Source organism: Nocardia sp. CDC159 (assembly GCF_023740735.1).
Classification (GTDB): Bacteria; Actinomycetota; Actinomycetes; order Mycobacteriales; family Mycobacteriaceae; genus Nocardia; species Nocardia pulmonis.
This window is the reverse complement of sequence record NZ_JAMRXH010000010.1, coordinates 248,974-268,223: the sequence shown is the minus strand read 5'-3', so window position 1 is coordinate 268,223 and position 19,250 is coordinate 248,974. Positions and strand designations below refer to the sequence as shown.

19 protein-coding genes are annotated in these 19,250 nt (G+C 66.2%); 8 read left to right on the top strand and 11 right to left on the bottom strand.

What is annotated here, in order from left to right:
- The first annotated feature begins 363 nt into the window (after nt 1-363).
- Nucleotides 364-570: a hypothetical protein gene (locus NDR87_RS23050; RefSeq protein ID WP_251914913.1), complete on the top strand. Its 207-nt coding sequence runs from the start codon at nt 364-366 to the stop codon at nt 568-570.
- Between the two features lie 265 nt (nt 571-835).
- Here the strand turns inward: NDR87_RS23050 and NDR87_RS23045 are convergent, their stop codons facing one another.
- Nucleotides 836-1,207, bottom strand: a complete 372-nt coding sequence (locus tag NDR87_RS23045) for a hypothetical protein (protein WP_251914914.1) — start codon at nt 1,205-1,207, stop codon at nt 836-838.
- 692 nt (nt 1,208-1,899) lie between these two features.
- On the opposite strand from NDR87_RS23045, the gene NDR87_RS23040 reads away from it, so the two are divergent.
- The gene (locus NDR87_RS23040; protein ID WP_251914915.1) at nt 1,900-2,592 is read left to right on the top strand and encodes a bacteriocin fulvocin C-related protein; all 693 of its coding nucleotides are present in this window, start codon (nt 1,900-1,902) and stop codon (nt 2,590-2,592) included.
- A gap of 80 nt (nt 2,593-2,672) precedes the next feature.
- On the opposite strand, the gene NDR87_RS23035 is transcribed toward NDR87_RS23040, so the two are convergent.
- The gene (locus tag NDR87_RS23035) at nt 2,673-3,278 is read right to left on the bottom strand and encodes a hypothetical protein (RefSeq protein WP_251914916.1); all 606 of its coding nucleotides are present in this window, start codon (nt 3,276-3,278) and stop codon (nt 2,673-2,675) included.
- A gap of 604 nt (nt 3,279-3,882) precedes the next feature.
- On the opposite strand from NDR87_RS23035, the gene NDR87_RS23030 reads away from it, so the two are divergent.
- Both NDR87_RS23030 and NDR87_RS23025 read left to right on the top strand, forming a co-directional pair.
- On the top strand, nt 3,883-5,412 hold the full coding sequence (locus NDR87_RS23030; RefSeq protein WP_251914917.1) for a M28 family metallopeptidase: 1,530 nt from the start codon (nt 3,883-3,885) through the stop codon (nt 5,410-5,412).
- A 237-nt stretch (nt 5,413-5,649) separates the two neighbouring features.
- Nucleotides 5,650-6,066, top strand: a complete 417-nt coding sequence (locus tag NDR87_RS23025; RefSeq protein WP_251914918.1) for a CBS domain-containing protein — start codon at nt 5,650-5,652, stop codon at nt 6,064-6,066.
- Between the two features lie 66 nt (nt 6,067-6,132).
- On the opposite strand, the gene NDR87_RS23020 is transcribed toward NDR87_RS23025, so the two are convergent.
- The 3 genes from NDR87_RS23020 to NDR87_RS23010 form a co-directional block, all read right to left on the bottom strand.
- The gene (locus tag NDR87_RS23020; protein WP_251914919.1) at nt 6,133-7,563 is read right to left on the bottom strand and encodes an Hsp70 family protein; all 1,431 of its coding nucleotides are present in this window, start codon (nt 7,561-7,563) and stop codon (nt 6,133-6,135) included.
- Nucleotides 7,564-7,716: 153 nt separating this feature from the next.
- Entirely contained in the window at nt 7,717-8,418 is a 702-nt protein-coding gene (locus tag NDR87_RS23015; RefSeq protein ID WP_251914920.1) for a TIGR02206 family membrane protein, read from the bottom strand.
- A 160-nt stretch (nt 8,419-8,578) separates the two neighbouring features.
- Nucleotides 8,579-9,343 carry an SDR family NAD(P)-dependent oxidoreductase gene (locus NDR87_RS23010; protein WP_251914921.1) on the bottom strand — a complete coding sequence of 255 codons (765 nt, stop codon included), beginning with the start codon at nt 9,341-9,343 and terminating at the stop codon, nt 8,579-8,581.
- 274 nt (nt 9,344-9,617) lie between these two features.
- On the opposite strand from NDR87_RS23010, the gene NDR87_RS23005 reads away from it, so the two are divergent.
- The 4 genes from NDR87_RS23005 to NDR87_RS22990 all read left to right on the top strand — a co-directional run bounded on the left by NDR87_RS23005 (nt 9,618) and on the right by NDR87_RS22990 (nt 12,516).
- Nucleotides 9,618-10,550: an SMP-30/gluconolactonase/LRE family protein gene (locus NDR87_RS23005; RefSeq protein ID WP_251914922.1), complete on the top strand. Its 933-nt coding sequence runs from the start codon at nt 9,618-9,620 to the stop codon at nt 10,548-10,550.
- Between the two features lie 97 nt (nt 10,551-10,647).
- Nucleotides 10,648-11,220: an HD domain-containing protein gene (locus NDR87_RS23000; RefSeq protein WP_251941207.1), complete on the top strand. Its 573-nt coding sequence runs from the start codon at nt 10,648-10,650 to the stop codon at nt 11,218-11,220.
- Nucleotides 11,211-11,969, top strand: a complete 759-nt coding sequence (locus NDR87_RS22995; protein WP_251914924.1) for an SDR family NAD(P)-dependent oxidoreductase — start codon at nt 11,211-11,213, stop codon at nt 11,967-11,969. The genes NDR87_RS23000 and NDR87_RS22995 overlap by 10 nt, the downstream gene beginning before the upstream one ends.
- Nucleotides 11,970-12,069: 100 nt before the next feature.
- Complete coding sequence (locus NDR87_RS22990; RefSeq protein ID WP_251914925.1) at nt 12,070-12,516, top strand: carboxymuconolactone decarboxylase family protein; 447 nt, start codon at nt 12,070-12,072, stop codon at nt 12,514-12,516.
- Nucleotides 12,517-12,558: 42 nt separating this feature from the next.
- Here the strand turns inward: NDR87_RS22990 and NDR87_RS22985 are convergent, their stop codons facing one another.
- The 6 genes from NDR87_RS22985 to hppD all read right to left on the bottom strand — a co-directional run bounded on the left by NDR87_RS22985 (nt 12,559) and on the right by hppD (nt 19,250).
- Nucleotides 12,559-13,989, bottom strand: a complete 1,431-nt coding sequence (locus NDR87_RS22985) for a glycoside hydrolase family 76 protein (protein ID WP_251914926.1) — start codon at nt 13,987-13,989, stop codon at nt 12,559-12,561.
- A gap of 111 nt (nt 13,990-14,100) precedes the next feature.
- Nucleotides 14,101-14,589: a hypothetical protein gene (locus tag NDR87_RS22980; protein ID WP_251914927.1), complete on the bottom strand. Its 489-nt coding sequence runs from the start codon at nt 14,587-14,589 to the stop codon at nt 14,101-14,103.
- Nucleotides 14,590-14,741: 152 nt separating this feature from the next.
- Nucleotides 14,742-15,794: a methyltransferase gene (locus tag NDR87_RS22975; protein WP_251914928.1), complete on the bottom strand. Its 1,053-nt coding sequence runs from the start codon at nt 15,792-15,794 to the stop codon at nt 14,742-14,744.
- Complete coding sequence (locus NDR87_RS22970) at nt 15,791-17,089, bottom strand: PLP-dependent aminotransferase family protein (protein WP_251914929.1); 1,299 nt, start codon at nt 17,087-17,089, stop codon at nt 15,791-15,793. The genes NDR87_RS22975 and NDR87_RS22970 overlap by 4 nt, the downstream gene beginning before the upstream one ends.
- Nucleotides 17,086-18,216, bottom strand: coding sequence for an alpha-hydroxy acid oxidase (locus NDR87_RS22965; protein WP_251914930.1), 1,131 nt, complete (start codon nt 18,214-18,216; stop codon nt 17,086-17,088). The genes NDR87_RS22970 and NDR87_RS22965 overlap by 4 nt, the downstream gene beginning before the upstream one ends.
- The gene (hppD, locus tag NDR87_RS22960) at nt 18,213-19,250 is read right to left on the bottom strand and encodes a 4-hydroxyphenylpyruvate dioxygenase (protein ID WP_251914931.1); all 1,038 of its coding nucleotides are present in this window, start codon (nt 19,248-19,250) and stop codon (nt 18,213-18,215) included. The genes NDR87_RS22965 and hppD overlap by 4 nt, the downstream gene beginning before the upstream one ends.

Here is a 19,250-nt window from a genome sequence, read left to right as displayed (position 1 = left end):
TCTTGACTCCAGCGTGACCGGCTCCAACCCGCACACCGATCCTTCGGACAAGCCACAACCCGGACCCACCACACAGGCTAACCCCCACACCCCGAGAAGGTCTTGACCTAAAGGGGTGCCATTTCCGTGCCGAGTCACGCGACGCGCGCGCCGCCGTTCCTCGTCTCGGAAGGGGCATGCGGGCGGGCAACGGAGCGGCCAGCAACCTCCTGAGGACACCTCAGCAAACACCGAGTGACCTCTATTGCGGAGCGCGCGCAGTGCACATACTTCGTATGTACTCCGGCAGACGTAGCGCTCCGAACGCCGGTCGCGATGTACCACCGAGAGACACCCCGAAACATTGTCGAGAAGGGACCGCGGGTGAACGTCCTGGTCGAAATGACCGCCCTGACTCTCGGCCGCCCCACGGCCGAGACCAACGACATCGAACGCGCCGCCTGGTATGAGGCCGTAGCCAACCTGCACTGGTACCTCGCCGGACAGGGCGGCCCCGACGCGGCCCGCGAAAACGCCCTGGCGGCAAGGGCACACGAGCGCTCACTCGAGCTGTTACGCCACCGGAACTGAACGATCTGTGTCCGGCTGCCGCCGACGCGACAGTGCACGTCGATGAGGCCCCGAACTGAGGGCGTGCCCGTCGGCGGCGCGAAGGCAAGGATTGGTGTGTGAACCCGCTGGCAGGCCGGCTCGAGTCGGACGCGAATTGCCATACGTGGGCAGACTGTTGACCGAAGAGATGGCTGAAGAAAGGCTATCCGCGCCAGGCGTGGCGGGCAGCGGATCTGATCGGATGCCGCGGCGACACGAACCCCGCCACCAGCCCACGAGTGGGTCAGCCGACTCGTTCGCTGGGGACGATGCGCACACGCACGTCGGTGACGATGCCGAGGCCCCGGTTCGGATCGCCGCCGATGCAGGCAACAGTGACGCCCCGGGAAGCACTGCCGAAGCCGAGTTGCGTGTATCGGCCCACGCCGGGCGCCAGCCCATATGTCAGAAAGACGCCGACACAGTCGACATCCACCTCGGCGCCCCAATCCGGGGGCAAGCCGGGACAGGTCACCGTGGCAGCGGTCAGTTGACGGTTCTCGACGCAGCCTTGCGGAGCAGCGGCGTGCGCGGGGCCCGAGCCGATCACCACAGTCGCGGCTCCCACGGCAGCGACGCCGAAGGCAGCGGCCGTCCGGCGCTTGCGGTTCGTCATAATCCTCCTTGTTCGGGAATTCCCGACGATAGCCGCCCCCAGTGCTCAGGTCATCCCCCCGAAAGCACCGGCAGCCCATTTCACGACATACCCACGGCACCAAGGTGTTTCGACAATGTGCGACCACCCTGTGGCCCACGAGGGGGATGGTGACCGCGTTCGAAAGGCTCCTTGCGGGTCGCCGAAGCGCTTGATCCTGTTCGAAAGTCGAGCAGCCGCATCGAGGATCGCCTCGAAAGTGCCCGGTAAGCGCTGCTGAGGGGTATGTGGGAGGTGCGGAAACGGTGGCCTCGAAGTCGAGTTGAATATCTGGGGCGCGCGCGAAACAATTATGTCGTGCAATCACTTCCAACTAATCCGTCTCCACCTCGGTTGAAAGTGGTTCTTGTTTCTTGATGCAGTACATAACTGGGGGTGTTTTATCCATGACAGCCGTAAAACGTTTGGTGCTGGCGTTCGATGGCACATGCGGACAGTGCAATGAGGTCGCGCATAACGTCGCACGGACATGCAAGGGCAGACTCGAGGTCCTGCCACTGGCGAACGCTGAGGTGCGACAGTGGCGCGCGCGAGCACTGGGGCCCAGTGCGCCATGGGCGCCGACTCTCATCAGGGTCGACGCCACGGGTGAGGTACGAGCGTGGACAGGCCGTTCGATGTCACGCCCGCTTCTGCGTTCGCTGGGACCGCGCATGAGTATGCGCGTTATCGGCGCCCTGGGTCGGCTACGCTACCCCGACATCGACCCACCACAGGCCACCGCGGCCCGCGCGACGATAAATCGTAAGAGCTTTCTGCGTTACGGTGCGGGTGCCGCCGTAGCCGCCGGCTTGCTGGCCACCGGCAACATCCCCGCCTTCGCCGCTTCGGGTCAGTCCCCAGTGCGGCAATGGGTCGAAGCGAATAGAAACCGGCTACCGCAAACGTATGACGAGTTCGTCGCACACTCGATGCCATATCGAAGGGCGATTTTCTCGGCGCTCGAACCGCGAGTCAAGAGCCAACTGTGGGTGACCCATCTAGCACGGTCACGCGACGCGCGGGCCGATCTGACCACGCAGCAACGCGAGGTGATCAACCGCGCCGTGGCGATTCTCGGCTCGGAGACCACGTATGCCCCTGCGGATCCAACAGCCGTCAAGACGGAGCTTGCCGCGCTCAAAGAGGCCGCAGTGGCGGCGTACGGCAGGCAAGACGCTGGAGCACTATTGGCTACGCTCGGGCCCGCTGACGTCGCGGCCTCGCCGGGTCCTGACTGTGCGTGTGCCGATCAGGATCCGTATTGCGATGATCCTCATATCTGCAAGTACAAGCTGCACGATTGCAATTTTGTCGGTGGATGCGGAACCGGATGGGTGTATGTGTGCAACGGCCTGTGCGAGTGATCGCGACACGTGTCGTGCGGGATGACCGGGCCCGTCCGAAACACGAGCATCGACGATCGTCGCCCCCGGTCCGACCGGAGTTACGGACCGACGGTGATCATGCGCCCCGGGTCGGCGGGGTTGTTCACAAAGAAGGTGGCTGACACCCTGTCCCATGAATCCCCCGTCGGACAGGAGGCGTCACCGGTTGTCCGGCTCGGCACCGTATCGAGGACCGTCATCGACGGCAGCGACTGCAGGCCGCCGTTGTTCACGCTGTTGGTGTAGGTACCGGCCACCGTCGCGGGCCCGTCCGGCGCGTATACGGTGGTGCAGTTCACAGCCCCGCTGGTTGTGATGGTCACTCCCCCTTGGGGAATGACCAGATCGGCGGCGATCGAGGACCCGTTCTGTGCCGCGATTCCCCAGCTGCCGGTGGTTGTTACCTCGACGGTGCGACCGGACTGGTCGGTGCTGCATTTGCCCAGGGTCAGGGGCCCGAGCGAAACGGTCACCGGTCCGCTCGAGTTCTTGTTGTTCGGTGCCGCGGGAACGGAACCGCCACTGGTCGTGCCGGTATAGCAATTGACGGTCGAGGTGCCCGTCCCGAAGACCACCGCACCGTTGTTCGCGGTTGCGACGCCGGCTCCGGCCGGGCTGACCGTGGTCGAGCTGTCGGCCTGTGCCGGACCGGCGCCGACCACCATCGCGGCCGCGGTACAACTCACCGCGATCAGGGCCGCCCGTGCGTAGAACAGTTTTCCGAACATTGCGAAACTCCTTCGAGCGATCCAACAGCGAGTCAACGACATTCCCGCGGATGCCCGAGTCACCTACTCCGCATCGACGACGAACTCTTCGACACGGCTGGTGATCTCGGACCGGCCGAAACCGGCGGCATGGTGGGTTCGCGAATGCTCGTGTTCGATAAATCGGTGCGGTAATCACATCGGGGTGTCACACCCCGTGCTCGATCATCGAACGCCCGGTTTGTCCGGTAAAGCCCCTATAACGTTGGGGCTCCCAGTTCTCGAGAACCGGTTGATGGAACCGGCATGCTCCGGTATACGCCCACACGGAAAGACGTAGTTTGTCGGTTCGGTGGACCGTCGGCCAGGAGAAGTTGCCGGGGGCGACCGTTGGATCTTGCCAGAAGGTTTGCCGCACAAGGCAGTTCGGTGAACGCGGAGTAGCCGGCTGGTCTGCTGGGCAATCCCCTACCTCGATCGTCGAGTCGAGGTTTCACCGAGGCGCCACCCCGGCTTCACTTCCGATGATCGGGTTTCATCCGCCCCCTTTGGAGGAGCCGACATGCCTCGCATCCCTCGCCGTGTCAGGGTCGGTCTCGTCACCGCCGTCGCTACCGCTCTGCCGCTCGTGCTGTTGTTCGGGCCGGCCGGGTCCGCCAGTACCGAAACCGGCGCGCCGCCCGAGCGGCAACTGGCCGACTCGATCGATATGCGCAATGTCAAGCGACATCTGGAGAAGTTGCAGTCCATCGCCAACACCCACGGCGGCACCCGAGCCTCGGGCACATCCGGAGACGACGCCTCCCGTGACTACGTGGCCGGCGAGCTACGCGGCGCGGGTTATCAGGTGACCCTGCAGGCGTTCACCTTTCCGTCCTTCCGGGAACGAACGGCACCGATCATGGAACAGGTCTCCTCCCACCGCGCGACGTTCACTCCAATTCCGCAGGGCAGCAACGCTTTCGGCGACTTCGCCAGCTCGATCCATTCAGGCTCGGGGGATGTCGAGGCGGCGATCCAGGGTGTCGATCTCACCCTGCCGCCCGGCCCGCGACCGAACTCCTCGACCTCTGGTTGTGAGGCCGCGGACTTCGCCGGCTTCACTCGTGGCAATATCGCGCTGCTGCAGCGCGGTATCTGCACGTTCGCCGACCAGGCGCGAAATGCCCAGGCGGCAGCGGCATCCGGGGTGATCATTTTCAACGAAGGCCAGCGCGGTCGCACCGAAGTCTTCACCGAGCCGCTCGATCAGACCGGCATCACCATCCCGGTGGTCGGCGCGAGTTTCGCTGTCGGCCAACGGCTCGCCTCGCCCGGCAAGGTGGTGCGGTTGAAGACCAACACCGAGTCCGCGCCCCGAACCACCTACAATCTCCTGGCGGAGTCCAAACAGGGCAACGCGAACAACGTCGTCATGGCCGGGGCACACCTGGATTCCGTGCGCACCGGGGCCGGGATCAACGACAACGGTTCCGGCGTCGCGGGACTGCTCGAGGTCGCGCGCCGGATGGCCACCGTCCAACCGAAGAACAAGCTCCGCTTCGCCTTCTGGGGCGCCGAGGAACTCGGCCTGCTCGGCTCCAAATATTACGTGTCGAACCTGTCCAAAACCGACCACCGCAGGATCGGGCTCTATCTCAACTTCGACATGATCGCCTCGCCGAACTTCGCCTACATGATCCGCGACGGCAGCGCCGGACCGGCCGGATCCACCGAAATCGAAAAGAACTTCGCCCGCTACTACGACGTCCGCAACCTCCCGCACATCAGCGCACCACTCAACGGCCGCTCGGACTACGACCCGTTCATGCGGGCCGGAATTCCGATCGGCGGCGTGTTCACCGGCTCGGACGGCATCAAAACCCCCGAAGAACAGCGGATGTTCGGCGGCCAGGCAGGCCGGGCCTATGACTACTGCTACCACCGCCCTTGCGACACGACCACCAACATCAACGACACCGCACTGACCGTGAACACCGGCGCGATCGCCCACGCGGTACAGACATACGCCTCCACCGACGATCTACCCGCCCGCCACACGGCACGGAATCCCAGCCTCCAACCTCCTCGGTCCCGCGGTCCACACCGATGATGCTCACCAGTATTTCGTGTAGTGAAAGGGTTCCTACACTGCGGTCATGGTCACCTCGTTGCCTGTTGTCGCGGAAACGGGCCGACGCGCCGGCTCGGCTGGACGATCAACGGGCGACACCGCGTACCGGGTGCGGGGCTGGCGCACCAGGTGTGTGCCGCGACTGTTCGGGTAGGCGGTGAACAGGCCATCCATCATGAATGGCCGGTCCTACCGGACGATTCGAGGAGGCACTCCATGACCACCGTGCGCGACATCATGACTACCGGTGTCGAATGCGTACGTACCAGCGATACGGTGCTCGACGCGGCACGCAAGATGGCCGAACTGGATATCGGCGCCCTGCCCATCTGCGGCGAGGACGACCAGCTGAAAGGCATGCTCACCGACCGCGACATCGTCGTGAAAGTAATTGTCCAGCGCAAGGATCCGATCGGCGTGCATGCCGGCGAGCTGGCCGAGGGCACACCCGTGACAGTACAGGCCGACGACGAGGTCTCGAAGGTGTGCGAGCTGATGTCGCAGCACCAGATCCGCCGAGTGCCCGTGCTGGACAACGACCGGTTGGTCGGCATCGTTGCCCAGGCCGACGTGGCTCGCGAACTGGAAAACCCGCAGTCGGGCAGCGTCCTCGAGGCCGTCTCGAAGGAATGATCGAGCCTCGACTACGTGCGCCATACACCATCGGAGGTTGCGAATCTCCGCACCGCGGAAGGTGATTCACGGCAATCGACCGTGGGCACCATCGTGTCGGTGACGCCCGAACGGTAGCTGTGCGGGCCCGTGATGCGGACGATGCTCGGTGCGGTGGCGTTCCCGGCGTGGGGTAGGCGCGTCGGGCTGCGGGTCGGAAGGCACGTCGACCTCCGGACCACTCGGTGCGTCGGACGCGCCGGAGGAGGTGTCCGGCGAGACGGGATCGCCTGCACTCGTCGAATCCACCTGCTGTGGCTGCGCCGCGGGCGGCGGTGGCGCGGGCGGCTGAGGCAGTGCCGCGGAAGGCGGATTCGGTTGCGCCGCGGTCTTCAACCGACGGTCCTCGTTCTGGGCCCTCGGTTCTCGGGGGGCGTTCTGCGGTGCCAGGACGGCCTGCGGTTGCGAGGTCTTCGTCGGTCCCGGCTGCATGAACAGCGTCCCCGCGGACACCGCCACGACGGACAATGCGGCGGCCCCGGCCAGAACCAGCGGCCGACGACCCGTGCGCGCGGTCTCGACCACCCGCGCGTCGGCGGTCCGGGCCGCCCGGACGGCGGCTCCGATCGCGGCACTATGCCCCGGATCGGCCGATGCGACCACGGGACGCCCGAGTTCTGCCATGACACCCGCGACTTCGGACCCTCGGGAAGCGCCGCCCACCACCAGGATTCGATCGACCTCGCTGATGCTCGTCAACGCCGATCGCAAGCATTCGTCGACCACGCGGAACGAGTAGCGCACGTGCGCGGCTCGCAGCTCGTCGCAGTCGGTGAGCGCGGAAGGCGGCCGACCGTCGCCGGACGGGGCGACCTTCTCGGCAATCCACTCGCCGAGGGGCCTGCCGCCGAAATCATAGGAGCGCACAGGTGTGCCGACGATCATCGGTTGCCCCGGACCGACCCGCACCAGTGCGACGTCCAAGGAGGTCGCGCCGAGATCGTAGACGAGGACGAGCCCCGGGTCCGGTGTATCACATTCGTGCGCAAGCCATTCCACGGCGGCGACCGGTTCGGGCACCAGGAGCACCGACCGGGTGACCGACAGTTCCAGCGCCTGCCGCAGCAACTCCACCTGTTTGTCGGAGTAAACGGCGGGGTAGGTGATGGCGACATCCGCGGCGGGGCGGACCGAATCGAGGAGGTTGCACACCAGCGAGGCGATCAGCATCGTCGGGGACCAGACCCGGCCCGCGACCGTGACGGTCTCCGGTTCCCGGGCCAGATCCGCGAAATCGGCGATAACGGTACCGAGGGCGCCGTCGGCCTCGGCCGCGGCGGCGCCGGACGGATCGATTGTCACGGCGGTCTTGCGGCTCGAGACCGCGGTCCGCCCGGCGCCGGTGACCGACGCCGATACCGTTTTGACGGCGCCAACGCTGATACCCACGCCGACGACCGACGTCCTGCGGCTCCGGCGCGGCCGGTGCCCGTCGAGCGGACCGTTCACAACAACCATGGGGACTCCCTCGAATCGAGGTGCGCCGATCAACTGGTCATGCGATCGTTTGCTGAACGGTAGCTGAAGGTGGAGTCGGACCGCCAGGGCCGTGTTGCGTGAATCATGTTCGACCTTCAACCGAGCATCCGGCGCCGCGCCCCGGAACTCGCCTCATCGGTTGCGCGCCGGTCGAGTCCAGGGCCAGGTCATCAAGGCCCACACGAAGAGGAGGAGAACGGCAACGGTGGCCAGGTACCAGGGCCAGGGGCCCAGTACATCGAGCAGCGACGGCGTGGCGGGTTTCGCGTTGACGAATCCGTAGTTGGTCCCGGCAATGGAATTGAATACGAAGGTGACCGCGACCCACACCGTGGTGGTCAGCACGGCGATGCGGTAACTGCGCCAGTCCGGATGTATGCCGATACCCCAGGTCAGATAGATCGCCGCCCAGACCACGACCAGGTGGATCGCCCAGAAGGCCACGAACTCGGGGTGCGGGAAGTCGAGGCTCTGCAGTGCGGGCGACACGAGCGCTTGCGTGCTCAAGGTGAGGCACCAGTAGTAAGTCAGCGCGCACGCCCAGGGGCGGTGCGACCACAGCGCGTACGCGGCGACCATGGTTGCCAGATCGGTCAGGCGCAGCGGAACAGCGCGATCGATGGTCGGAGGAACCAGTGCGACGAGGTAGATCGTCAGATACAGCGCCAGCGTCAATGCGCCGAAGATCCGACCGAAACATCGTGCGGTGTCAGCACTTCGGTGACTGCGCCCTATCCGGACGATCACTATCGCACCCACCACGAATACGGCCAGCGCCACCCAGTGCGACAGTCCGTACGCGGAGAACTCTCGTTGCGCCGACGGCGTGTCCACAGCTCCCAGTGTCAGCCCCGACGCCCATTCTCGCTGACGGTCCCGAAACCGGACCGGGCGGTTCCGAAGGCGGGGGCACCACCACGAACCGAAACATGCTGCAAGATAGGACATTCCATCGGTGGGTGCACATCGCGTGACTACAACACCCAGCGCGGCCTCAGTGCGTGGTCCAGCCCCCGTCGATCGGCAGTGCCTGCCCCGTGACATAACTCGCCCCATCCGACAGCAGCCACGCCGCCGCCTCGGCGATTTCCTCGGGTTCGCCGTGGCGGGCCATGGGGATTCGAGAGAGCATTTTCTCGTTGTCCAGGATTCCCTTTCGGAATCCGTCGTCGAGCATGGGCGTGTGGATCGTGCCCGGACAGATGGCGTTGACGCGGATGCCGGTTGCGGCGTAATCGACCGCGGTGACCATGGTCAATCCGATCAGGCCGTGTTTGGCGGTGGTGTAGCAGGTCTGGCGCGGGGAACCGCGTAGTCCCGCCACCGAGGCGGTGTTGACGATGGCGCCGCCGCCTTGCGAAAGCATCTGTGGGAGCTCGTATTTCAGGCACAGCCACACGCCGGTCAGATTGACAGCGAGCATTCGGTCCCAGTCCGCCCGGGTGACCTCGTGTGCGATCGCGGGGTGGCCGTCGATACCGGCGTTGTTGAACGCACAGTCCAGACGGCCGAACCGTTCGACCACCGCTCGCATCATCGCCGCGACGTCGTCCTCCGAACTGACGTCGGTGTGCACGAACAGAGCTTCCCCGCCGGAATTTTCGATCTCGGCGGCGAGTTCATTGCCTTTCTCATCATTCAGATCCGCCAAAACCAACTTGGCACCGTGCGCGGTGAAAACCCGCGCCGCCACCGCACCGATTCCCGATGCGGCCCCGGTAATCAGAGCAACCTTGTCCCCGAGAAGCGAATCGTTCATCTGTTCACTTTCCTCGATAGGGCGAATGAATCGGAAATTTCCTCGGCCGACCGCACACTGGCCTCTAGACTAATCGTGAGTTACTTCATGGCAATCTATTGACGAACGTGACGGGACCGCGAGTCTCCGGCCGAATCGCCCGGCGCGGATCGCCGCAGCGGGTGTCTATTACGTCATATTGACGTCGAGGGGGCGCGCGGGAACGGGTTATGGAGTTAGCCTTCAAGTGTAGTTGAGTTACCGACTGGTTCGTCAACTTGGAAGGAAAACTGCTATGACCAGCAAACTCGCAACAAAGGATGGCCGCATTGTCGAATTGACCGCTGAACCCTGCTCGGTGCGTGTGGAGCACGCGGAGGGCCCCTTCTGGTACGACAATCGGCTGGGTTGGGTGGACTCCGGTACCGGCGTGCTGCGCACGGCGGCCGTCGACGGCACACAGGTCACCGACATCAAGGCTTATGAGACCGGCCAGTGGCTGGGGTCGGCGGTGCCCAAGGCCCGCGGCGGCTGGCTGGTCGCAGCCGGTACGCAGATCCTGGACCTCGCGACCGACGGCACCGTCACCCCGCTCACCCCGGAGCTGGGGGACCCCGCCGTCGTGCAGATGAACGACGGCAAGTGTGATCCGGCGGGCCGTTTCTGGGCGGGTTTCATGCCCGCGCAGTACAACAGCGACTTCCCGCACCATCGCGGGCAGCTGTTCCGCTTCGACGGCACCGCCCGTCCGGTTCTCTCGGAGGTGAGCTGGTCCAATGGACTGGCCTGGAGCCATGACACCCGCACGATGTATTACATCGACAGTTCCGACTACCGGATCGACGCCTTCGACTACGACCTCGACAGCGGCGCGATCACCAACCGGCGCACTTTGGTCGACCTCGGAAGCCACAAGCGCTACCACGCTTTCGACGGCATGTGCATCGATGACGAGGGGTGCCTGTGGGTCGCGGTCTACAACAAGGGCGCCACCACCGGCACCGTCCATCGCTATGCCCCTGACGGCACCCTGGCCGCGCGCGTGCACGTATCCACTCCCAATGTCACCAGCTGCTGCTTCGGCGGCCCGAACGGCGACGTCCTGTTCATCACCACCTCTCAGATCCAGATGACCGCCGAACAACGCGCCGCCGACCCCAACGCGGGCCGCATCTATCGGGTCGAACCCGGCGTCGGCGCACCGCCCGCCACGCCGTACAACGGCTGACAGAGCGGTCGACTGCATTTCGCGCACGACAAAGGTGCTCGGTGTTCGAGCACCCTCTTCGATCGAAAGGGGAGAAAATATGTCTGGACACGCGGATATGGCGGCGGCGCCGGATACGGCGCTGGCCCGGGCGGCGACCGACCTGCTGACCGACTGCGCACCCGAGGTGCTGGTCAACCATTGCCAGCGGGTCTACCAGTGGAGCTGTGCCCTCGGCGAAAACCGCAACTGGCAGGTGGACCCGGAGCTGCTGTACCTGGAGGCCATGCTGCACGACCTCGGTGTGACCGAGCGTTTCGACGGGCCGGAATCGTTCGAGGTGGAAGGGGGCAACGCCGCCGAGAAGTTCCTCCTCGAGCACGGCTACCCCAAGAAGCGCGCCGAGACCGTGAAGGAAGCGACCCTGCTCCACGTCGACCCCACGACCTTCCAGGACCCCAGGCACGAAGTGGCCTTGCTGGCCATGGCCTGCGCCATGGAAAACCGGGGCGAGTTCTCCGACGAGTTCGACGCGGACTTCGTCGACGCCGTCCTGCGGAAATGGCCACGCCAGGCCTATCGGGACTACACCCGGCGTGTCAGCCAGGACCACGCCGAACGCAAACCGGACTCCCTTTCCGCCCAGCTCGTCGAATCCGGCGTTTTCGAGCGGAAAACGCAATGGGGATGAACCTTCTCGACGGCAAGGTTGCGCTGATCACCGGTGCCGCGTCGGGTATCGGTGCGGCAGCGGCACAGGTGTTCGCCACGCAGGGCGCACGCCTGGTACTGGCCGATCTCAACGAGGAAAAAGGGCGCGAACTCGCGGATGCGGTCCAGAATGCCGGTGGCGAAGCGATATTCGTACGAACCGATGTGTGTTCGCACGACGACGTCGCCGCCATGGTCGCCGCGGCCGTGACCCGATTCGGCCGCCTGGACTGCGCCTTCAACAACGCGGGCATCTCCGGAACCTCGGCTCTGCTACACGAGATCACCACCGAGAACTGGGACCGGATGATCGCGGTCAACCTCACCAGCGTATGGGTTTCGATGAAATACGAGATCCCGCAAATGCTTTCCCAAGGCGGGGGCGTGATTCTCAACAACGCTTCCGTCGGTGGCCTGGCGGGTTTTCCACGGCAGGCGGATTACGACGCGGCCAAACACGGGGTCGTCGGACTGTCCAAACAGGGCGCGGCCGAGTACGGCCGACAGGGCATTCGGGTCAACGCCCTCTGTCCGGGCGGGATCCGAACGCCGATGATGGAAACCGCCATGCAGACCGGATCCCTCACCGAATCGATGGTGTCCCGAATCCCTTTGGGACGGTTCGGCGAACCCATTGAGGTCGCCGAGACGGCGGCATGGCTGTGCTCCGACGCAGCCAGCTACATCACCGGACATGCGGTGCCCGTCGACGGCGGGCTGATCCCGTAGGAGGATTCTGATGGCTCGGATAAAACTTCTCGACCCGTCGGAGATGGAGCCCGACAAACGCCGGGTGTATGAGGCTTTCCCCGCCAACCTGATCAGAGGCATGCTCACGACCAGCCCCGAAATCGCGGAGGGCTATCTGCGGCTGAGCATGAGTTTCGCGCAGTCCTCCCTCGACCCGGCCCTGCGGGAGCTGGCGATCCTGCGGGTCGGCACACTCACCGGCTGCGACTACGTATGGCTCCAACACGTCGGCCGGGCCAAGGACGCAGGAGCATCCGACCAGCAGATCGATGCGGTGCAGACGGGCGATTACGCGACACTCGACAAGCTGTCGGCAACCGCGCTCGGCTACGTCGACGAATGCGTAGCGAATTTCCGTGTGCCCCAAAAGACCTTCGACGCGGCCCGCGCGGCGCTGGGCGACGAATACCTCGTCACGCTCACCCTGCTGGTCGGCCACTACCTGGGGACGGCACGATTCGCGGAGACCTTCGACATCGACCTCGACGCCAAACCCAGCGCCGTGGGCTCGGCCGCCAATTCGTGACGACCAGCGCCCCACATCTCGCCCGAGCGATGTGCCGCTCGCTCACATCGCGTTGAGGGCATCCAGCGCCGCGGCTTGGGTGGCGAAATCGGGCGGGTCGTCCGGGCGCGCCGGGCCCTGCCATCGGAAACCGAATTCGTCGGAATCGATTGGCAGTGAATTTGCCTGGTGGGCAAGGAATTCCAGGCTGGCGGTCCGGGAACGGCCGGTGTCCAGCAGTTGGCGGTAGTTGCGGACGAAGACGCCCTTGAAGGTTTCCGCGTCGCGGCATTCGGGGCCGGGGCAGTTCGTGGCGCTGGGTTCCCGCAGGACGCCGTCTCGCATGAACGGTGAGCCCGCGCGGGTCGCCGCCGCCGCGATCGTATCGGCGGTGGCGAGCAGATCCTCGCGTCCGGTGGCCCGATGCAGCGCGACCAGTCCGCCGATCAGCGCGCCTTGGACATAGGTCCACCGGGTGCCCTCGTCGGCGAGGGCGCAGGTCTTGCCGTCCGGCGAGCGGTCGAGGTGGTCGTTGATCAATCCGGAGGGATCGAGCAGCGCACGTCCGGCGCGGGTGGTGAACCAGTCCCAGATCCCTTGCGCGCGAGCCAGATACGACGAGCGGTCGGCGGGTTCGACCCGGGTGCTCAGCTGGGCGGTCGCCGTCAGGTACAGCGCATTGGTTATCGCGTTGACCTGCGTCCACGGCCGCTGTTCCGGATCGGTCCCCACGCGCGCCCAGGCCAGCCCGCCATCGCAGAACGACGCCCGCTGATCGTCGAGCCCATCCACGATCGGCCGTGCGGCCGTGCGGTAGCGCGGATCGTGGGTGAGGTCGAAGGCCCGGATCCAGGCCAGCGCCCACCACAGTTCGTCGTCGTTGTAGCCGGTCTTCGCGGGCACTCCCCGATCGGTGTGCCGATACGTCGCGTCGGCATAGGCGAGGTACTGCGGATCGCCGGTGCGCGCCGCGAAGTCGATCACAGCGGTCAGGGCGTTGGCGCTCTGCCAGATACCGGGGTCGTTGTGCCACAACCCCGTTCCCATGTCGTAGCGGTCGAGCAGTCGCTCGACGGCCCGCAGCCGCCGGTCCGGTGGTCGGTCGGCCGCCGCGGTCCACCGGGTACAGCGGATTTCCGGACGGTCACCGGCCTTCCCGCAGGCGCGCACCGGACCGTTGTCGTATCGGAGCCACCGCGTCTGCCCGGTGGTGGCGCCCGCGGAAACGGTTGCGGTATCCGCTCTTTCGGCTTCGACGCCGATCCGGTCGAGCCACACCGAATCGCCGGGCTGCCCGTTCGCGATCTTCGCCGAGGCTCCGCGGTCGTCGGTGGTCAGCGTGATCGCGCGCGCCCACACCCGTACCTGCGAATTCACAGCGCTCGCACCGACCGCGGCCCGGGGTTCCGGTTTCCCAACCAGATACACCGCCAGCACCAGGCCGACAACCACGCCGAGCCCAACGGCTCGCCGAGCCCATCCGCCTTCGACCACGCGCCCACGATAGCCTCACCCAACCTTCGCACCCTGTATCGCCCTTCGCACCGGTTCCAGGCAGTCGGAACGGGTGCGAAGAGCGGGAAAGGGTGCGAAGAGTTCCGGGCGCTAAGGCTGCGGGACGACGATTTCTATCGTGGCCGGATTGGGGTTGGTGCTCACCGACGCCTCGATCCGGCCCGGCCCGCGAAGGCTCACCTGAGCCCCACCCTGCCGAAAACCGGTGGGCGTAACCATTACCGTCTCGGTTTTCTCGGCCCCGGTATCCAGGTTGCGCAATGTGACCGTCGCCGGCAGCGCGCAGGCAGAATCGGGCACAACCGGCGCATCGGACTTGTCCCGATCGAACCACACGGTCACTTCGGAAAACGTGTAACTCCCGACATCCATGCCCTCGTACGCGGGCGACGGAATCGCCGATTGCCCGCGCACCGAGGCCCGAGCCGTCCCCGTACACCCCGGAACCGGCGCACTGACCGGCGCCGCCTCGAACTCCTTGAACACCTCGCTGTCGGCGGCCGCAATGGATCCGCTCGACATCAATCCGGCCATTACAGCAGGCACCACAGCCGCGCCAATAAATGTGATGAATCTCATCCCAACCTCTTTTCCGAATCTCGGTGGTTACGGACGTGAAACAGCAGATCTGCGCACTGAACGAACAAAGTCTGGATCGTGCAGACCTCGTCCACTGTTACACAAATCGAGAATTCTCGACAGACCGATCGTCGGGTTGTAGCTGTGACCGCCTATCCGCGTGTTTCACACGGGATAGCAACCAGTAATCCAGTCGAGGCCGCCAAAGCGCTCGTGTGGGTGTGCTGGAAACCAGCACGGCGCAGCAGCGCCGAGAATTCCGCGAGGGTACGTTCCCGGCCGGGGTGCAGGGCCAGCATGATGATGTCGCGCAAGATGCCGTCGTGCTCGCAATTGTGTTCGGGCAGCACGGCATCGATGACGAGCAGCCGACCGGTGGCGGGTATGGCCGCGCGGATGGCGGTGAGGATTCGGTGGGCGCGGGCGTCGTCCCAGTCGTGCAGGATCATCGACAGCAGATAGGCGTCGCCGCCGGGTGGAACCGATGCGAAGAAGTCGCCGCCGATCAGCTCGATGCGGTCGGCGACACCGGCGGCGGCCACAACCGCTGGGGCGTCGGCGATTACGTGCGGGCGGTCGTAGACGACGGCGGTCATCTCCGGATACCGGCGCAGGATCGTCGCCGCGAGGTGGCCGTGGCCGCCGCCCACATCGATCAGGCGGCGAACGCCGGACAGGTCGCAGGTGGCCACGGCGGCGGCGTGGATCTGGCGCGCCAGATCTCCCATGGCGCTGTTGAACAGCGCGGCCTGCTCAGGATGCGCGCTCAGATGGGACCACCAGTCGGTCCCGTGGATCTGTTCGAACGCCGGGCGGCCACTGCGCACACCGACGAGCAGTTCGCTGATCGCCCGGCCGCGCTCCGGCAGCCCCCACAGTCGCGCCCAGTTCCGTATCGATCCGGGTGCGTCGGTGCGCAACGCGTCCGACAATTCGGTCGCCGCGAAGCGCTGCCCGTCCACCTCGCGGAAGACGTCGACGCTCGCCAGCGCCCGCAGCACCCGATACAGCGATGCGGCGTCGGTGGCGGTGGCCGCGGCCAATTCGCCGACCTCGCGCGGGCCGTCGGCGACCAGATCCGCGATACCCAATTCGGCGGCCACCGCGAGCAACTGCGTGACCAGCGACGCCTGCAACATCGTCATCAGCCGCTGCTGTGGCGCGAGCCACGACCGGATCTCATCGACGTCGTCGATCGCGTTCATCGCGAACCTCCCAGATGATGGTCGCGCAGCAGCGCGTCCAGCCGATCCAACCCGATATCGATCTGCGCGGGTGTGAGCGCACTGCACGACAGCCGCAGCTGATTTCGGGGCGCATGCCCGTCGTAGAAGTGGCACAGCGGCGTCCACAGCACGCCGTATTCGCGCGCCGACAGCTCCAGCAACTCGTCGTCCACTGGAAAGCCCGCGTCCAGCACCACGAAGAAGCCGCCCCGCGGGGTATTCCACCGCACCGGCAGATCCGCGCAGCGCGCACGCAATCCCTCCAGCAGCCGACCCAGATTGCGGCGGTACACCTCGATCTCGGCCGCGTTGGCCTTCCCCACGCTGCCACCGTTCTCGAGCAGTTTGCCGCCGATCACGGCCTGCGCGATGGGCGAGGTGTTCACCGTGAACATGCTCTTGACCTTGGCCAGCTGGTCGGCGAACGGACCGATGACGCGGCCGCGGTCGGTCACCGGCTGGTCGGCGACCACGAACCCGACACGGGCACCGGGCAATCCGGTCTTGGCGAAGGAGCCGAGATAGATCACTCGGCCGTGCCGGTCGAGCGCCTTGAGGGTGGGCGGGCGGCGGTCGGGTTCGGCGTGGAAGATCCCGTACGGATTGTCCTCGAGTACCAGCAGGTCCAGGCGCCGCGCCTCGTCGAGCAGCCGGTGCCGGGTCGCCGGATCCAGGCTGATTCCAGAGGGATTGGCGAAGTCGGGCACCAGATACAGCGCGCGGGGACGCCACCCGGCCTGTTTCGCCCGTCGCACCTGCAGGTCCAGATCCTCGAAATCCACACCCCGTTCACCCGCCGCGACACCGAGTACCGGCATGTCCAGCAGGCGCGCCACGCCGGTCAGTCCGACGTAGGTCGGCGTCACCGCGAGCAGCACGTCGCGCACGTCGGCGCGCAGCGCGCGCAGCACCAGCACCATGGCCTCCTGGCAGCCGACGGTGACGACGATGGTTTCCGGATCGACCTCGATGGCCTCGTCCAGGCGCAGCTGCTCGGCGATCAGGTCGTGCACGATGCCCTTGGTGCGGCCGTACTGAAACAGCGTCCGCCGGATCCGGTCCTCGGTCAGCCCGCAGTGCTCCCGCAGGTGGCGACAGTAGTTGTCGAGATAGCGCGGTATCGCATCGAGCTCGAACAGCTCCTCGTAGGGCCGACCGGGGGCGAAGGACACCGCATCGGGAAACCGGTTGGCCACCTCGTTGAGGAAGTTCATCGACTCCGCGGCCGGATCGGCCAGGCCCGGGTGCAGATCGGACAGTCGCAGTTCGGTCATTCGAACATCACCACATCCCACGACGGTGTGACGGTTCTGGTGCCCAGGTTCGCCGCCGACGCGAGATCGGGACATCCGGCCAGGCGCATGGCCGTATGCAGTTGCTGCCGCAGCAGCGACAACGTCCACTCGACGCCGTCCGCACCGGCGAGCGTCAGCCCCCACAGCACGGGTCGGCCGATCAGGACGGCGCGCGCGCCGAGGGCCAGCGCGCGCAGTACATCGGTTCCACACCGGATTCCGCTGTCCAGCAGCACTTCACAGTTCCCGTCGACCGCCTCCACCACGCCGGGCAGGGCGTCGATGCTCGAGATCGCACCGTCGAGTTGCCGGCCACCGTGATTGGAGACGATCACCGCGTCGATACCGAACGCCGCGGCCAGCGCGGCATCGCGCGAATCCAGAACACCCTTGAGCACCAGCGGAAGTCGGGTGTTGTCGCGCAGCCACCCCAGATCCGACCAGCAGAGCCCGGGGTCGAACAGGTCCTCGGTATGCGCGATCACCGCCGACGCCCCCGCCCGGCGGAGATGGGCGGGGCCGCGGGCCTCCTCCGGCAGATGGACCGCCCGCACGGTGTCGGGCACGGCGAAGCCGTTGCGCATATCGCGCAGCCGTCGTCCCATGACCGGCGCGTCGACCGTCAGGATCAACGCCGCGCAGCCCGCCGCCTCGGCGCGCCGGATCAGCTTCCGCATGAGGGCCCGATCGCGCAGCCAGTACAGCTGGAACCAGGTGTCCGCCCCGGTGGCGGTGATCCACTCCACCGGAACGCTGCTGAGTGTGGTTGCGGTGAAGGGGATTCCGGCCGCCGCGGCGGCGCGGGCGGAGGCCAGTTCGCCGTCGGGGTGCACCAGCCGCTGATAAGCCATGGGCGCCACCGCCATCGGCGCGCTCGCCGGACGACCGAAAAGCGTTGCGCCGCAGTGCACTCGGTCGACGTCGACCATCACCCGCGGCACCAGTCGAACGCCGTCGAGGGCGGCCCGGTTGGCGGCCAGGGTCTGCTCCGACTCGCTCCCGCCGGTGACGAAATCCCGGATATCGGCGGGCATCCGCTGTTCGGCCCGGCAGCGCAGCTCGTCGATCGAATGCACCGAGCGCAGGTCGTCGAGGACGTCGGTCATCGGATCGCGGACCCTTCGTGCTCGAGCTCGACGGCCTCGTACAGTGCCCGGATATTGCCGCTGCCGAAGGTACGCGCGCCTTGGCGCTCGATGATCTCGGCGAAATAGGTGCCGCGTGAATGGGTGGAGCGGGTGAAGATCTGGAACAGCTGACCGTCGTGGTCGGTATCGACCAGAATGTCGCGCGCCCGCAGTTCGGGCACGGTATGGCGGTCCAGCGCCGCCCGCCCGGCCAGCAGCGTGTAATACGCATCCGGCGCCCGCAGGAAGCGCACGCCCCGCGCGCGCAGCGCGCCGACCGATTGCACGATGTCGTCGGTGCCGAAAGCGAGGTGCTGCACCCCCGGGCCGCCGTGATCGCGAAGGAACGCGTCGATCTGCCCGGGCGACGCGGTCGGGTCGGGCTCGATCAGCACCAACGTCACCCCGCCGGCATCGTTCTGCACCACCGTCGACAGCATCGCCTGATCGCCGACGACGACGCGCTCCTCGTAGACGACGGCGAACCCCAATGTGTCCCGGTAGAACTCGACGGTGGCGGTGAGGCGCCCGGGCTGGACACAGACCGCGATGTGATCCACCGTCGCCAACCGCGCGGCGGACAGCGGGGCAACGCCGCGCCGGGCGGCGCCGTGCTGCACGAAGGTGTGCACGACGTCGCCGAAGGCGCCGATGGTGGCGGTCACCGCCCCGGTGTCCGGATCGACGGCCGGGTGTGTCACCGGCCGCGCTCCCCGCCGCACGGCCGCGGCGAAGGCGGCGCGGGCGTCACTGGTGGTGAGCGCGATATCGGCGATCCCGTCGCCGTGTGCGGCGACGTATTTTCGAGCCGGGTGATCGGGGTCGTCGCTGGTGGTCAGCACGATCGTGATGTCGCCCTGACGCAGCCGGACCGAACCGGCGGCGGTGGCGGTATCGCTGATGAAGCCGTATCGATCGACGAACTCGGCGGTCGACTCGGACAGCGAATCGACCTGGAATCCGATGTAATCGATCGCCAGCCCTGCCAGGGCGGCAGGCAATGCAGTAGACAC

Coding starts and splice junctions, on each gene's coding strand:
- NDR87_RS23045 (WP_251914914.1), bottom strand. CDS start 1,207: ATGACGAACCGCAAGCGCCGGACGGCCGCTGCCTTCGGCGTCGCTGCC.
- NDR87_RS23040 (WP_251914915.1), top strand. CDS start 1,900: ATGAGTATGCGCGTTATCGGCGCCCTGGGTCGGCTACGCTACCCCGAC.
- NDR87_RS23035 (WP_251914916.1), bottom strand. CDS start 3,278: ATGGTGGTCGGCGCCGGTCCGGCACAGGCCGACAGCTCGACCACGGTC.
- NDR87_RS23030 (WP_251914917.1), top strand. CDS start 3,883: ATGCCTCGCATCCCTCGCCGTGTCAGGGTCGGTCTCGTCACCGCCGTC.
- NDR87_RS23025 (WP_251914918.1), top strand. CDS start 5,650: ATGACCACCGTGCGCGACATCATGACTACCGGTGTCGAATGCGTACGT.
- NDR87_RS23020 (WP_251914919.1), bottom strand. CDS start 7,563: ATGGTTGTTGTGAACGGTCCGCTCGACGGGCACCGGCCGCGCCGGAGC.
- NDR87_RS23010 (WP_251914921.1), bottom strand. CDS start 9,343: ATGAACGATTCGCTTCTCGGGGACAAGGTTGCTCTGATTACCGGGGCC.
- NDR87_RS23005 (WP_251914922.1), top strand. CDS start 9,618: ATGACCAGCAAACTCGCAACAAAGGATGGCCGCATTGTCGAATTGACC.
- NDR87_RS23000 (WP_251941207.1), top strand. CDS start 10,648: ATGGCGGCGGCGCCGGATACGGCGCTGGCCCGGGCGGCGACCGACCTG.
- NDR87_RS22995 (WP_251914924.1), top strand. CDS start 11,211: ATGGGGATGAACCTTCTCGACGGCAAGGTTGCGCTGATCACCGGTGCC.
- NDR87_RS22990 (WP_251914925.1), top strand. CDS start 12,070: ATGCTCACGACCAGCCCCGAAATCGCGGAGGGCTATCTGCGGCTGAGC.
- NDR87_RS22980 (WP_251914927.1), bottom strand. CDS start 14,589: ATGAGATTCATCACATTTATTGGCGCGGCTGTGGTGCCTGCTGTAATG.
- NDR87_RS22975 (WP_251914928.1), bottom strand. CDS start 15,794: ATGAACGCGATCGACGACGTCGATGAGATCCGGTCGTGGCTCGCGCCA.
- NDR87_RS22970 (WP_251914929.1), bottom strand. CDS start 17,089: ATGACCGAACTGCGACTGTCCGATCTGCACCCGGGCCTGGCCGATCCG.
- NDR87_RS22965 (WP_251914930.1), bottom strand. CDS start 18,216: ATGACCGACGTCCTCGACGACCTGCGCTCGGTGCATTCGATCGACGAG.